General features: G+C 65.9%; 14 protein-coding genes. 10 read left to right on the forward strand and 4 right to left on the reverse strand.

The window, feature by feature from the left end:
- Window positions 1-94: 94 nt before the first annotated feature.
- The gene (locus tag DL991_RS08750) at window positions 95-1,468 is read left to right on the forward strand and encodes an MFS transporter (RefSeq protein ID WP_125782803.1); all 1,374 of its coding nucleotides are present in this window, start codon (window positions 95-97) and stop codon (window positions 1,466-1,468) included.
- Window positions 1,469-1,486: 18 nt separating this feature from the next.
- Here the strand turns inward: DL991_RS08750 and DL991_RS08755 are convergent, their stop codons facing one another.
- Complete coding sequence (locus DL991_RS08755; protein ID WP_125782805.1) at window positions 1,487-2,176, reverse strand: IclR family transcriptional regulator; 690 nt, start codon at window positions 2,174-2,176, stop codon at window positions 1,487-1,489.
- A 59-nt stretch (window positions 2,177-2,235) separates the two neighbouring features.
- Here DL991_RS08755 and DL991_RS08760 point away from each other — a divergent pair, with 59 nt between their 5' ends.
- The 6 genes from DL991_RS08760 (at window position 2,236) to DL991_RS43950 (ending at window position 7,757) form a co-directional block, all read left to right on the forward strand.
- On the forward strand, window positions 2,236-2,769 hold the full coding sequence (locus tag DL991_RS08760) for a flavin reductase family protein (protein ID WP_125782807.1): 534 nt from the start codon (window positions 2,236-2,238) through the stop codon (window positions 2,767-2,769).
- Between the two features lie 31 nt (window positions 2,770-2,800).
- Complete coding sequence (hpaB, locus tag DL991_RS08765) at window positions 2,801-4,261, forward strand: 4-hydroxyphenylacetate 3-monooxygenase, oxygenase component (protein WP_125782809.1); 1,461 nt, start codon at window positions 2,801-2,803, stop codon at window positions 4,259-4,261.
- A gap of 311 nt (window positions 4,262-4,572) precedes the next feature.
- Window positions 4,573-5,286, forward strand: a complete 714-nt coding sequence (locus tag DL991_RS08770; RefSeq protein ID WP_125782811.1) for an HIT domain-containing protein — start codon at window positions 4,573-4,575, stop codon at window positions 5,284-5,286.
- The gene (thiL, locus tag DL991_RS08775; protein ID WP_233598732.1) at window positions 5,279-6,334 is read left to right on the forward strand and encodes a thiamine-phosphate kinase; all 1,056 of its coding nucleotides are present in this window, start codon (window positions 5,279-5,281) and stop codon (window positions 6,332-6,334) included. Before DL991_RS08770 ends, thiL begins: the two co-directional genes overlap by 8 nt.
- Window positions 6,331-7,098, forward strand: coding sequence for a hypothetical protein (locus DL991_RS08780; RefSeq protein WP_125782815.1), 768 nt, complete (start codon window positions 6,331-6,333; stop codon window positions 7,096-7,098). Before thiL ends, DL991_RS08780 begins: the two co-directional genes overlap by 4 nt.
- A complete protein-coding gene (locus tag DL991_RS43950; RefSeq protein ID WP_125782817.1) occupies window positions 7,089-7,757 on the forward strand; it encodes a class I SAM-dependent methyltransferase in 669 nt (222 codons plus the stop codon). Before DL991_RS08780 ends, DL991_RS43950 begins: the two co-directional genes overlap by 10 nt.
- Here DL991_RS43950 and DL991_RS08790 read toward each other — a convergent pair.
- Together DL991_RS08790 and cmk are read right to left on the reverse strand one after the other, a co-directional pair.
- On the reverse strand, window positions 7,715-8,137 hold the full coding sequence (locus DL991_RS08790) for an HIT family protein (protein ID WP_233598735.1): 423 nt from the start codon (window positions 8,135-8,137) through the stop codon (window positions 7,715-7,717). The genes DL991_RS43950 and DL991_RS08790 overlap by 43 nt on opposite strands.
- Before the next feature lie 103 nt (window positions 8,138-8,240).
- Window positions 8,241-8,915, reverse strand: a complete 675-nt coding sequence (gene cmk / locus DL991_RS08795; protein WP_125782821.1) for a (d)CMP kinase — start codon at window positions 8,913-8,915, stop codon at window positions 8,241-8,243.
- A 639-nt stretch (window positions 8,916-9,554) separates the two neighbouring features.
- On the opposite strand from cmk, the gene DL991_RS08800 reads away from it, so the two are divergent.
- Together DL991_RS08800 and katG are read left to right on the forward strand one after the other, a co-directional pair.
- A complete protein-coding gene (locus DL991_RS08800; protein ID WP_125782823.1) occupies window positions 9,555-10,004 on the forward strand; it encodes a Fur family transcriptional regulator in 450 nt (149 codons plus the stop codon).
- A gap of 33 nt (window positions 10,005-10,037) precedes the next feature.
- The gene (gene katG / locus DL991_RS08805; protein ID WP_125782825.1) at window positions 10,038-12,272 is read left to right on the forward strand and encodes a catalase/peroxidase HPI; all 2,235 of its coding nucleotides are present in this window, start codon (window positions 10,038-10,040) and stop codon (window positions 12,270-12,272) included.
- 51 nt (window positions 12,273-12,323) lie between these two features.
- Here katG and DL991_RS08810 read toward each other — a convergent pair whose 3' ends face one another.
- Window positions 12,324-12,803 carry a DUF4383 domain-containing protein gene (locus DL991_RS08810; RefSeq protein ID WP_125782827.1) on the reverse strand — a complete coding sequence of 160 codons (480 nt, stop codon included), beginning with the start codon at window positions 12,801-12,803 and terminating at the stop codon, window positions 12,324-12,326.
- A 106-nt stretch (window positions 12,804-12,909) separates the two neighbouring features.
- Here DL991_RS08810 and DL991_RS08815 point away from each other — a divergent pair, with 106 nt between their 5' ends.
- Window positions 12,910-13,665: a ZIP family metal transporter gene (locus DL991_RS08815; RefSeq protein ID WP_125782829.1), complete on the forward strand. Its 756-nt coding sequence runs from the start codon at window positions 12,910-12,912 to the stop codon at window positions 13,663-13,665.
- The last annotated feature ends 21 nt before the right edge of the window (window positions 13,666-13,686 follow it).

A 13,686-nucleotide genomic window follows, 5' to 3' on the forward strand; every position in this document is an offset into this window, starting at 1 on the left:
CCACAGTGGCAAGGCGGGCACCGAGTGGCCTTCGCCTCGCCCGGGGATCCCAGCGGGCCGCCACTCGCGTCAGGCCTATGTCAAAGGAGTCAAGGTGTCGAATCCAGCGCAGGATGAACGCACGCCCGGCCGGACCGTCCCACCGTCTTCCGATCGACGTCGGGTCGCCTTCGCGACCGTCGTCGGCACCACGGTCGAGTGGTACGACTTCTTCGTTTACGCGTCCGCCGCCGGTCTCGTCTTCGGCAAGCTGTTCTTCTCCGGCCTCGGCGCGAACAGCACCCTCGTTTCCTTCGCCACGGTGGGCGTGAGCTTCCTGTTCCGCCCGCTCGGCGCCTTCCTCGCCGGACACTTCGGGGACAAGTACGGCCGTCGCGTGGTCCTGGTGCTCACCCTGATCCTGATGGGTGTCGCGACCACGCTGATCGGCGTGCTCCCGACCTTCGACCAGATCGGTGTCGCCGCGCCGGTGCTGCTGATCCTGCTGCGGATCCTGCAGGGCGTTTCGGCGGGCGGTGAATGGGGCGGTGCCGTCCTGATGGCCGTCGAGCACGCGCCGTCGAAGCGCCGGGGACTTTTCGGTGCCTCGCCGCAGATCGGCGTCCCGCTCGGCCTGCTGCTGGCTTCCGGTGTCCTGGCGCTGACCAGTCTGCTCGTCCCCGGCCAGGCGTTCCTCGACTGGGGCTGGCGGATCCCGTTCCTGCTCAGTGTCGGGCTGATCCTGGTCGGCCACTACGTGCGGCGTCGTGTCGAGGAGAGCCCGGTCTTCCGTGAGATCGCCGAACGCCGCGAGCAGACCCGGACCCCGATCATCCAGCTGTTCCGCAAGCACTCCGTGCTCGTCCTGGTGGCCGCGCTGGTGTTCGCGGGCAACAACGCCGTCGGCTACATGACCACCGGCGGCTACATCCAGAACTACGCGACCAATCCGAAGGGCCCGATCGGCCTCGATCGCGGGCCGGTGCTGTGGGCGGTGACCGCGTCTGCGGCGACCTGGCTGCTCTCGACGTGGGCGGCGGGCGCGGTCTCCGACCGGATCGGCAGGCGCCGCACGTATGTGCTGGGCTGGATCGCGCAGCTTGCCGGCGTCGCGGTGCTCTTTCCCTTGGTGGACACCGGGAACATCGTGTTGCTGGCGCTCGGGTTGATCATCCTCAGCGTCGGGCTCGGGTTCACCTACGGCCAGCAGGCGGCGTTCTACGCGGAGCTGTTCCCCGCCTCGATCCGGTTCTCCGGCGTTTCGATCTCCTACGCGCTCGGCGCGATCCTCGGTGGCGCTTTCGCGCCCACGATCGCCACCGCTCTGGTCGGCGCGACCGGCACGTCGGTGTCCGTGGCCGTCTACCTGGCCGGGATGACCGTCGTCGGCCTCATCGCCACTTTGCTGCTGCGGGACCGGTCGGGGATCCCGCTCGGACCGGACCATGAGGCCGAGCAGGCGGTGAGCCCGCTCCGATTCGGCAAGTGATCAGGTCGTCCGTGACGCTCACCCGCCTAGAGCGTCACGGACGGCCTTCGCCGCCGCCTTGAGCCGCTCCGCGAGCTCGGCGGGGGCCCGTGTGCTCGACAGATAGACGACGGCGAGTGCCGCCGGGTTGTGGCCGCGAAGGGGGAGAGGCACCGCCACCGAGCTGAGGTTCTCGATCACTTCGCCATGGCTGTCCGCGTAGCCGCGGGCGGCCACTTCCCGTACCTCCTCGGGCCACTCTTCCGACGGCAGCTGGGAAAGAATCGCGCGGCCGGGGGCGCCCGCGGTGAACGGATGCCTGGACCCCGGGCGCTGCGCGACGGACGCGACGGCGTGCCGGGGTTCCACGCTGACCAGGGTCACGCATTCCTCGCGGTCCATCACCGTCACGAAACACGTCATGCCGAGTTCGTTCGCGACCGCGGTCAATTCGGGCAGCGCGGCGGCCTGCAGGTCGTGCTTGATCCCCGCCGCGAGCGCGGCCAGACGCGTGCCGAGTTCGAATTTCCCCGCGGGTTCCCGCGTGAGAAGCCCGTGGTCTTCGAGCGTCCGGATGAGCCGGTACGCGATCGACCGATGGACGCCGAGGCGTTCGGCGATCTGGTCGACGCTGAGCGCTTCTTGGGCGTCGGCAAGGACTTCGAGCACGCGGATGCCACGGCTGAGCGTCTGGGATGTGCTCGCGGTCTTGCGGGAGTCCGAAACCATCGTATACGATCCATTTCGATAGTTGAACTGGCTGTTCGATTATAGAACAGGAACAGACGATGATGTCACGCGAAACCAGTTTCTCGCCGGGTTCGAGCCTGTATCGGCCGCCCGCGCAGTTCTTCCGCGGCTGTCTCGGCCGCTTCGCGACGGGTGTCGCGGTGGTGACCTTCGACGCCGCGACGAAACGGCACGGTCTGACGGTGAACTCCTTCACCGCGGTCTCGATGGATCCGCCGCTCGTGCTCGTCTCGATCCAGCGCACGGTCAAAAGTCACGACCTGCTGGCAGACCGCCCGTTCGCGGTCAACGTCCTGGGCGCAGAACAGGAGGCGCTCGCGATGAACTTCGCCGGCCGTCCGACTCCCGAAGGCGCGCCGACCTGGGTCGAAGGCGGACACGCGCCGCGACTCGGCGGCGTCCTCAGCTGGTTCGACTGCACGCCGTGGGCCGCGTACGACGGCGGCGACCACACCCTGTTCCTCGGCGAAGTGCAGGAGTTCGACTATCGCTCCGGCAACGCGCTCGGCTTCGTCAACGGGCAGTTCTCGACCATCCACGAATCCGCGCAAGGCCACGAATCCCTGTTCTGACAACGACGTCCACCCCGAGAAGGAGCACGACATGGGAGCCCGTACCGGACAGCAGTACCTCGACAAGCTCAACGGGATGACGCCGGAGTTGTACGTCGACGGCGAGAAGGTGACCTCGAAGGTCGCCGAACACCCGGCGTTCCGCAACAACGCGCTGACCTACGCGAAGCTGTTCGACCTCCAGCACGACCCGGCGCACCGTGACGTCCTGACCTACGAATCGCCGACCACGGGGGAGCGCGTCGGAACGTCGTTCCTGGTGCCGCGCACCGAAGAAGACCTCAAGCTACGCCGCGCCGCCTTCTCCGTGTGGGCGCAGTACTCCAACGGTTTCCTCGGCCGCACCGGCGACTACATGAACTCGTCGCTCACCGCGCTGTCGACCGCGAAGAAGTTCTTTTCCCAGGCCGATCCCGTCTTCGGCGAGCGCATCGAGAAGTACTACGAGATGGCGCGCGAGAACGACCTCCTCGCGACGCACACCCTGATCCCGCCGCAGGTCAATCGTTCTGTGTCGGGGAGCCAGCAGGGCGGCGGCAACCTGTCGGCGAAGGTGATCGAAGAGCGGGAGGACGGCATCGTCGTCCGCGGCGCCCGGATGCTCGCTACCATCGCGCCGATCGCGGACGAACTCCTGGTGTTCCCGTCGACAGTTCTGCGCGGCACCCCGGAGGACGCACCGTACTCCTACGCTTTCGCCGTCCCGAACGACGCACCCGGGCTGAAGTACTTCTGCCGCGCCGGACTCGACCACGGCCGCTCGCGTTTCGACGAGCCGCTCGCCTCGCGGTTCGAGGAGATGGACGCGGTCGTGGTGTTCGACGACGTCTTCGTCCCGAACGAGCGGGTCTTCCTGCTGGGGCATCCGGAACTGTGCAACGCGTGGTATTCCGAGACCGGCGCCGGCGCGCTCATGACCCACCAGGTCGTCACGCGCACGCTGGCGAAGACGGAGTTCTACCTCGGCCTCGCCAGTGAGATCGCCGACGCGATCGGCATCGGCGGCTTCCAGCACATCCAGCAGGACCTGTCGGAGCTGATTTCCTATGTCGAGATCGAGAAGGCCGTGCTGCGCGCGGCGGAGGCCGACGGGAAACTCAGCGAGGATGGCGTCTTCCTGCCCAAATGGGAGGTCCTCAACGCCGCCCGGAACTGGTACCCCACCAAGGTCTCGCCGCGGCTGACCGAGATCATCCGCAAGTTCTCCGCGTCCGGCCTCATGGCTCTGCCGGGTGAAGCGGACTTCGAGGCGGAAGGCCGCCCCGACATCGACACCTACCTCCAGTCGGCCACACTGCCCGCGAAGGACCGCGCGCGGCTGTTCAAGCTCGCGTTCGACGCGTCGGTCTCGAGCTTCGCCGGGCGTGAGTCGCTGTACGAGTACTTCTTCTTCGGCGACCCGGTGCGGATGGCGGGGGCCCAGGTGAACGCGTACCCGCGGGAGGCGCTGCAGGAACGGGTCCGGGAACTGCTGGCGCGAGAAGGCCGGTGAGTGCGGATTTCGCCGATGAATGGATATTCGTGCGCGATTTCGTTGAGATCGCCGTAAATGTGAGCGGATCGCGATAGCGGAAAGCGTCCGTCGCCCACCGGGTGGCGGGCGCTTTTCGTGCGATCGGGTGAGTGGCCAGGTATCGGCCATGATGTGTCCTGCTTTTGTCCAAAGTTCGCGTTCACGAATCTGTGATCAGGTTACGACGTTCGAGTTAACCTCCGCATTGACCGTTCAAGTCCGCCATATCCGTGCGCAAAAATCCAGGATGGTCCGATCGACGGAGACCAGGCGAGGCGGCAGGGGGCGACATGATCGAAACCATGCAGTGCGCGGGTGCGGATTTCTGTGAAGAGCTTTCAGGTGCTGGCGACACCTCCTTCGCCCGTTTCTACGAAGGTGACCCACCGTCCCGGCTAATATATTCAACAGAAAATTTGACCCTGCTGGCAGATATGTCACCGCTCGTCCTCGGGCATCTCCTGCTCCTTCCGTCGAACCACTACATGTCGTTCGCTCAGGTACTTTCCCTCCATGAGGCGGAGGTGTCAGGCTTTCTCGCCGAGATCGTGCCGCTGTATCGCGAGGCCTTCGGCGAGCCGCTGATTCTGGAGCACGGGTCGAGTGCCGGACAGGAGAGCCACGCCTGTATCACGCACGCGCATCTGCACTTTCTCCCCATCGATGGGGACGCCGTGGACGATCATCTCATCGCGGACGCCCTCGCCTACCGGGATCTGGGCTCTCTCGGGGAACTCGCGCTCTCGCCGTGGCCGTCTTCGGCCTATTTCCTCCGCGTGTACCGGGAAAGGGTCCGGGTCTATCGGCCGACGGGGAAGCAGAAAAGGCAGTATCTGCGTTCGGTCGCCGGCGCCGTGCTGGCGATCGAGGACCCGGAATGGGATTACGCGGTGGTGATGCGGAAGGGGGAGCTTCGCCGGACCATGCGAATGGTGGACTACTGGCCGGGAAAATTGAGTGGCAACGTCACGACCGTCGATGCGGAGCTGTCCTGTGGTGAGTGAGAAATTCTCGGACGAACCGACCAGACTGGCACAGACGATCGTTCCGTTGTTCGCTCGCCAGGCAGGTGCGTTCGCTCCGGTTTCGTTTCCGGACGGCGGCCGCGTGGAGCTGACCACGGGAGCCGATGCGCAAGACGACTGCGCGGTCTTCCGGCTGGCCGGGAGCCATGACCTCGTGGTGGGCACCGACTACGTCCGTGGCCCCAAATTCAGGCTGTACGAGATGGGGCACCTGGACGAATACGACCTGGGGTACTACCTGGTCGCGGCGAACTTGAGCGATATCGCTGCGATGGGCGCGAAGCCGATCGGGCTACTTTCGGTCGTACGGTACCCGGCCGAAATGGACGACGTCCTGTTCGGCCTCGTCATGCGAGGCATCCGTGACGCGTGTGCCGCGTTCGGTTGCTTCAACGTGGGTGGTGACATCGGTGGCGCGGAACGTCTGATCCTCTCCGCCTCGGCTCTGGGGGTTTGCCCGGCAGGCAAGGCGTTGTTGCGGTCCGGCGCGAAACCCGGCGACGCCGTATGCCTCACGGCCCCGACCGGCCTCGCCGGGGCCGCGATGGCGTATCTGCGCTCCGGCGTCCCGGACCTGGTCATCGACAGCCTGCTTCCCTCGTTGCTCGCCAACTGGAAGCGGCCGGTGGCCAGGGTGGGCGAGGGACTCGTGCTCGGGGCCAGCGGAGTGGTTACGAGCTGCCAGGACACCTCGGACGGCCTGAAGGCCACCTTGCTGGGCATCGCCGAGTCGAGTGGCGTCGGAATCGACGTCGACGAGCGGTCCATTCCCGTCCCCAAAGCGGTGGCCGCCGTCGCTGCCCATGTGAACGTGGAGCCGTTGAGCCTGGTCATGGGGGATTCGGTCGATTTCGAGCTCGTCTTCACCATATCTCCAGGCCAGGTGGACGATCTCGCCGAAGCGTTGAGCTTCCACAGGATCGGGGTGGTCACCGAGAAGCGCGAGGTGGTGCTGACCGGTGAGAACGGCGAGCGTACGGACCTTCCAGGCAAGGCGTGGCGGCACCAGGGCGACGGAAAGGCATGAGCCGGAAGACGGCCAAGGCCGCGGACAAGGCGATTCTGCTGACGGCGACCCTGTTCCTGGCGGGCAAGGCCTACAACGTACCTTCAAAGCTCTTCTGGGATGACCTCCTGACCGGCCGCCCTTACCTGTTGCTGGTCGTTCTCGTCGTGGCCGGTGTTTTCGGCGCTTTCACACCCTTCGAAAGCTGGCAGCGACGCTCCTTTGTGGACCGGAACGTCATGATGCGTCGCCGTGTCCTGTCCACGTTCGGCAGTCTGCTCGATATCAGTGCGAAAATCGATCCGCCACTGGACACCGGCGATCTGGCGCTCCATGTGTGGCGGAAGACGCGCACGCTGCGACATCCGGTACAAGGTGTGCTGAAACGACTTTCCTCCTATCGGATGTCATCCTTTCCAGCGACGCGGAGCTTTGCCCCGGCGCGAGGCATCGGGGCTGTGGGATTGTGCTGGCAACACGATCGTGAGGTGCGGTTCGACGTCGCGCCCTTGGTGGAGCACCTCACCGACCCGGCGAAATACGAAGACCACGTCACAAGGTACGGACCGGAATCGGTGATGAACCTGACGTGGGAGGAGTTCCAGGCCCTCCGGCATCGAACGGCGCTCTTCGTCACGCCTATCAGGAGCGGGCGCAACAAGTTCGTCGGCTGCGTGAGCGTCGACGCTGGCCGGGGTTACGACGTGCTCAACAGGCGGGAGTTGCTCGAGGAGATGACGAACCTGGGCATGGCCATCGGCCGTGAGGACTTCGAATGCACCTGAACGACGAAGACTTGCGTGCCCTCGTGTCACGTAACCGCTCGGCCTACGACGAGAGCGCCGCCGCCTTCATCCGGGCCACGGACACACTTGACAAATTTCCCGGTCTCGACCGTGAGTTGAATCGGTTCTTCGAGTCCTTGCCGGGTGCTCTCGTACTGGACCTCGGCAGTGGCGCCGGCCGCGATTCCGAGTACCTGATCGAGCGAGGTACGGCCGTCGTCGCGACCGACCTCAGCGAAGAGTTGCTCCGGCACACCCGGTGTCGGTGTGCGGTCTTCGGCGCGGTGCAGTGCGATCTCCAGGCCCTGCCGTTCGCCGCCGGAGTGTTCGACGGCGTCTGGGCGTGTGCGAGCGTCCTGCATCTCCCGAGCGAGGTACATCCTCACGTCTTCTCCGAGCTCCATCGAGTGCTCGCGCCCCGCGGTGTCACCGCGATCAGCCTCAAGGAAGGGGAAGGCGAAGGATGGATGCGAAGCGCGCATATGTCATCCTCGCGCTGGTTCTCGTTACGCAGGCCCGAAGCCGTTGTGGCTGAGCTGGCCGCTTCCGGCTTCGTATCGGTCCGGGTCTTGCCGAGCGGGCGTGGCAACTGGTTCGTGGTGGAGGCGCGGAAGGCTCAAGCAAGCCATTCGTCGGGATTGGTCCCCGGCAGGACGTGACGGATACCGCCTCGAGGGTCCGGCACGTCGCCCTCGTAGCGTGGGATCAGGTGGATGTGCAGGTGGTCGATCGTCCTGCCCGCGGCCTGCCCCTCGTTCACGCCGATGGTGTATCCGTCCGGTTGGAACTGTTCTTCGATCTTGTGCCATGCCCGCTTGATCAGGGCATAGACTTCGGCGTGCTCACTCGCTGTGAGAGCGAAGTAGGACTCCACATGTCTTTTCGGGACAACTTCGACATGCCCCTTTGCTGCCGGGAAGTTGTCCCAGCGGACATAGATCTCGCGTCCTTCGAACAGTACGTCATTGACCGAGGCGTCATCGAAATGGCAGAAGAGACATTCGGCTGTCACCGGTTCGGCTTCGTTTTCCTTCGCCATCGCCGGTCTCATAACCCGATACTCCTCGTCATTGATCGATCACTTGAAGTCATACTCGTGGTCAACTTAGCTTCGTCGCAGACAAAGCAGAAGCGTACTCGCACTATCGGTTGATCTCTAAGCCTCTGTTACGACACGCCGACGACATGCGGTTCAGCACCTGCACGAGCGTGAGTTCGGAGGTGTCGATTCTGATGGCGTCCTCCGCGGCGACCAGCGGTGACGACGTTCGGGACATATCGGCGGCATCTCGGCGGATCACGTCACTGAGAACGTTCTCGTAAGAGGCTGCCCGCTCTTGACGTACTCGCCGCATCGCCCTGATTTCGGGCCTGGCGGTCAAGTAGAACTTCACGGTGGCCGCGGGAAAGATGGCGGTGCCGATGTCTCGTCCTTCGATGACGCACCGTGTCTGTGCTCCGGCCCAAAGCCTGATGAGGCTGGTGACACGCTGGCGGACCTCCGCGATCTTGGCCACGGTCGAGACGGCGACGTTGACGGGGGCCGCGCGTAGTTTGTCCGGCGCGTAGCGCTCGGAAGTCAGTAGGCCCACCGAACGACTCTCCGTTATCAAGTCGTCACACAGTCCGGTGATCTTCCCGGCGTTGTCGACCGGAATTTCCCGTTGAAGTGCTTCGAAAGCGATGATGCGGTAAGTCCTGCCGCTTTCGAGATAGCGAAGGTCGAATGATCTCGCCAGTTCAAGACAGGTGGTGGTCTTGCCCGCCGCCGCAGGACCATCCACCGCCACGACGACGTTGAAGCCTTGTTCGGGCATGATTATTCCTTGACGGTGTGCGCTGGATGAGGCCGGACTGTGGGGAGCAGGGCGCAGACGCTACCACGGGGGAAGTGAGTCGTGGTCACGTGTGCGTGTGGCCCCGGAGCAGCAGATCTGCGGGGAATCATGCTCTGCCAACGAATTGTGGGTCCTGGCCGAGAGGCGTGTGCGGGTCGGCCGGCGACGCTCCGGCGTGCTCACTCACTCGTCCAGGTGTCCTGTGATGCCACTTTTGTGTTGATGTGCACCAAAAGCCTCTGGTGACAGTGGGGGTTCCTTGCCTCGGGAGCAAGTTTCGTTCGATTTTCGCACCTTCGTGTGGTCATCGCTACGCGGTCCAGACCAGTGACCGGAGGCGCTTCGTGGATATCGAAAATCGTCGATCAATGCGTTTTCGGCCAGTTGTTTGTCCGGAGTGAAATTCTTGAAGAGAATCTGTAACGAAAGCCACAAAAGCGGCGTCGATATGGGTAACCGCCCTTGCCGTGCCGGGCGGCCGAATCGTCCCAGTGGCCTCAAACTCACCGTCACGGCGCGTGAAGGGCTCGGGGTGCTCGGTCTTCGTGTCCTCGGTGCGTGCGGACTTGGGGCAGGAGAGACACGCCCGGGATGCAAGAACTTGATTCATTCCAGAAAATGAGCCAGACTGCGCTCGTGCCCACGACCCCGGAGTTCGAGCGGATGCTGCGCGGGGCCGCCCTGCGCGTGACGCGTCCGAGGGTGGCCGTGCTGACAGCGGTCCGCGACCACCCGCACGCCGACACCGACTCGATCATCGGTGCCGTGCGTTCCGAGCTGGGAGAGGTCTCTCACCAGGCCATCTACGACGTGTTGCGGGCACTGACCGCCGCGGGTCTCGTCCGGCGGATCCAGCCGTCGGGATCCGTGGCACGCTATGAGTCCCGGGTCGGGGACAACCACCACCACGTCGTGTGCCGATCATGTGGAGCCATCGCCGACGTCGACTGCGCCGTCGGTCCCGCCCCCTGTTTGACCGCGTCGAACGATCAAGGCTTTCTGATCGAAGAGGCCGAGGTCATCTACTGGGGCCGGTGCCCCGACTGTGCGATCGAACCCCGTTCCTGAACCCCGCTAGTTCTGATTCCCGGAAGGATCCCCGTGTCTGACAGCCCGGACGCCGTCGTCGGCGAAATGAACGAAGAGAGCGCGGGCGGCTGCCCCGTCTCGTCGGGCCGCCGCAATCACCCCACCGAAGGCGCGGGCAACCGCGACTGGTGGCCGAACCAGCTCAACCTGAAGATCCTCCGGAAGCACTCCGCCGCTTCCGACCCGATGGACGCCGGGTTCGACTACGCCGCCGAGTTCAAGACCCTCGACCTCGACGAGCTCGCCAAGGACGTCGACGCCGTCCTCACGACTTCGCAGGACTGGTGGCCCGCGGACTTCGGCCACTACGGCGGCTTCATGATCCGCATGGCGTGGCACAGCGCGGGCACGTACCGGATCGAGGACGGCCGCGGCGGCGCAGGCGCGGGCATGCAGCGCTTCGCCCCGCTCAACAGCTGGCCGGACAACGGCAACCTGGACAAGGCCCGCCGTCTGCTGTGGCCGGTCAAGAAGAAGTACGGCCGCAAGATCTCGTGGGCCGACCTGATGATCTTCACCGGCAACCGAGCCCTGGAGACCATGGGCTTCAACACCTTCGGCTTCGCCGGTGGCCGCGCGGACGTGTGGGAGCCGGACGAGGACGTGTACTGGGGTCCCGAGCGCACGTGGCTCGGCGACGAGCGCTACACCGGTGACCGTCAGCTCGAGGGCCCGCTGGCCGCCGTGCAGATGGGTCTCATCTACGTGAACCCGGAAGGCCCGAACGGCAACCCGGACCCGCTGGCCGCCGCCCGCGACATCCGCGAGACCTTCGGCCGCATGGCGATGAACGACGAGGAGACCGTCGCGCTGATCGCCGGCGGGCACACCTTCGGCAAGACCCACGGCGCGGCGGACCCGGACAAGTACGTCGGTGCCGAGCCCGAGGGCGCTTCGATCGAGGAACAGGGCCTCGGCTGGAAGAACACCTTCGGCAGCGGTAAGGGCCGGGACGCGATCACCAGTGGCCTCGAGGTCACCTGGACGCCGACCCCGACCCAGTGGAGCAACTGGTTCTTCCACAACCTGTTCGAGTACGACTGGGAGCTGACCAAGAGCCCGGCGGGCGCCCACCAGTGGACGCCGAAGGACGGCAAGGCGAAGAACACCGTGCCGGACCCCGAGGACGGCAAGCTCAACCGCGCGCCCGGCATGCTCACCACCGACCTGGCGCTGCGTTTCGACCCGGTCTACGAGCAGATCTCGCGCCGGTTCTACGAGAACCCGGACCAGTTCGCGGACGCCTTCGCCCGCGCCTGGTTCAAGCTGACCCACCGCGACATGGGCCCGGTCCAGCGCTACCTCGGCCCGCTGGTGCCGCAGGAGACGCTGATCTGGCAGGACCCGGTGCCCGCCGTCGACCACGAGCTGATCGACGACGCGGACATCGCCTCCCTCAAGGAGAAGCTGCTCGCTTCGGGGCTGTCGGTCTCGCAGCTGGTCTCCACCGCGTGGGCGTCGGCCTCGACCTTCCGCGGCAGCGACAAGCGCGGCGGCGCGAACGGTGCCCGCATCCGGCTCGAGCCCCAGCGTGACTGGGAGGTCAACGACCCGCAGACGCTGGGTCAGGTCCTGCGGACCCTGGAAGGGGTCCAGGAGGCGTTCAACAGCGCCCAGACCGGTGGCAAGAAGGTCTCGCTGGCCGACCTGATCGTGCTCGGTGGCGTCGCCGCCGTCGAGCAGGCCGCCAAGGACGGCGGCGTCGAGGTCGACGTGCCGTTCACCCCGGGCCGCACCGACGCGACGCCGGAGCAGACCGACGTCGAGTCGTTCGCCCCGTTGGAGCCGACCGTCGACGGCTTCCGCAACTACCGCGGCAAGGGCCACCGTCTCCCGACGGAGTACCTGCTCCTCGACCGCGCGAACCTGCTGAACCTGAGCGCGCCCGAGCTGACCGTCCTCGTCGGCGGCCTGCGTGTGCTCGGCGCCAACGCCCAGCAGTCCCCGCACGGCGTGTTCACCCGGAAGGTGGGGTCACTGACCAACGACTTCTTCGTGAACCTGCTCGACATGGGCGTCCAGTGGACCGCCACGTCCGCTGACGCGGAGACCTTCGAAGGCCGCGCCTGGGCGACCGGCGAGGTCAAGTGGACCGGCAGCCGTGCCGACCTCGTGTTCGGGTCGAACTCCGAGCTTCGCGCGGTGGCGGAGGTCTACGCCAGCGACGACGCCAAGGAGAAGTTCGTCCGCGACTTCGTGTCGGCGTGGGACAAGGTCATGAACCTCGACCGCTACGACCTGGTCTGAGCCTGACCCGAGCGTCCGGGCCCGTCGCTTCCGCGGCGGGCCCGGACGTTTTCATTGGTGCTGTATATCGGGCTCCGGGTAGTCGCCCGCCTTGCGTTCGAGCGCGGTCGTGAGGAGACCCAGCGCGATCATGCCGAGGCCGAGGCCCAGATGCAGCCAGTTGTCGGCGACGTTGAACGGCAGGAAGTTCCCCGGGCTGCTCTGCGGGATCACCAGTCCGATGATCCACAGGAGCAGATAGCTCCCGCCGCCGACCATCAGGAAGACACGGGAAGCGGAGCGTTTGCGGGCGGCGAGCACACCCACCACGCCGAACAGCAGATGCACCAGGTTGTGCAGGATCGACACGGCGAAGACACCGAACAGGCGGGCTTCGGAATGGTGCCCGGCGAACTCCAGCCCCTCGTAGCCGGTCGTGATACCTGGGATGAAACCGAGCACGCCGACCGCGAGAAAGGCCACGGCGACGATCAGGGCGGCCACCTGCGGCGGATGCCGTCGGCTGTCGCGTGTCACGCCTTCTTGTTCCATACCGGTCGAGTACCCCGCGTTCTCCGGGGCAATCCTCCCGCCGCGCGTCCGGCCACCAGGTCGGACAGACTGAGCGACGGGTTTCGGAATGCTAGGAGGAGATCGGGTGCCGGAACTACTGGCCGCGGGCGGCTGGGGCCTACTGGCCGGGTCGGCCTTGCTGCTCGGCGCGGTGGCGGGCTTCCTGGTCCGGATCCCGGGCAAGGCCGTGGCCGGTGTGATGGCCTTCGGCAGCGGCGTGCTGATCTCCGCCGTCTCCTTCGAACTGATCGCCGAGGCGCACGAAAAAGGCGGTTTCCTGCCGACCGCGCTCGGCGCTCTCGGCGGTGCGCTCGTCTATACCCTCGCCAACGTCGCGCTAGCCCGGCGAGGCGCCCGCCATCGCAAACGCTCCGGTGACCAGCAGCCGTCCGAAACCGAGCAAGCGGGCTCCGGGACCGCCATCGCGCTCGGTGCCCTGCTGGACGGCGTCCCCGAATCGATGGTGATCGGCACGAGCCTGCTCGGCGGCGGAAGCGTCAGTGTCGTGACCGTGGCCGCCGTGTTCATCAGCAACGTTCCGGAAGGGCTGTCCAGCGCCGCGGGGATGAAGCGGGCGGGCCGAAGTCGGCGCTACGTTTTCCTCCTGTGGAGTGGTATCGCCGTGATCAGCGGTGTGGCGGCCATGCTCGGCTACGGCGTTCTCGGTGGTGCTTCCGGTGCCACCCTGGCGGTGATCACCGCGATTGCCGGCGGGGCGATCCTCGCCATGATCGCCGACACGATGATCCCCGAGGCCTTCGACGACGCGCAGCTGTGGACCGGGCTGATCACGGTCGCCGGTTTCCTCACCGCGTTCGGCCTTTCGCACGTCGGCGGCTGAGCCAGGGTGGCCCCGGACGTC

The organism is Amycolatopsis sp. WAC 01375 (assembly GCF_003947325.1).
In the GTDB taxonomy this organism is placed as follows: domain Bacteria; phylum Actinomycetota; class Actinomycetes; order Mycobacteriales; family Pseudonocardiaceae; genus Amycolatopsis.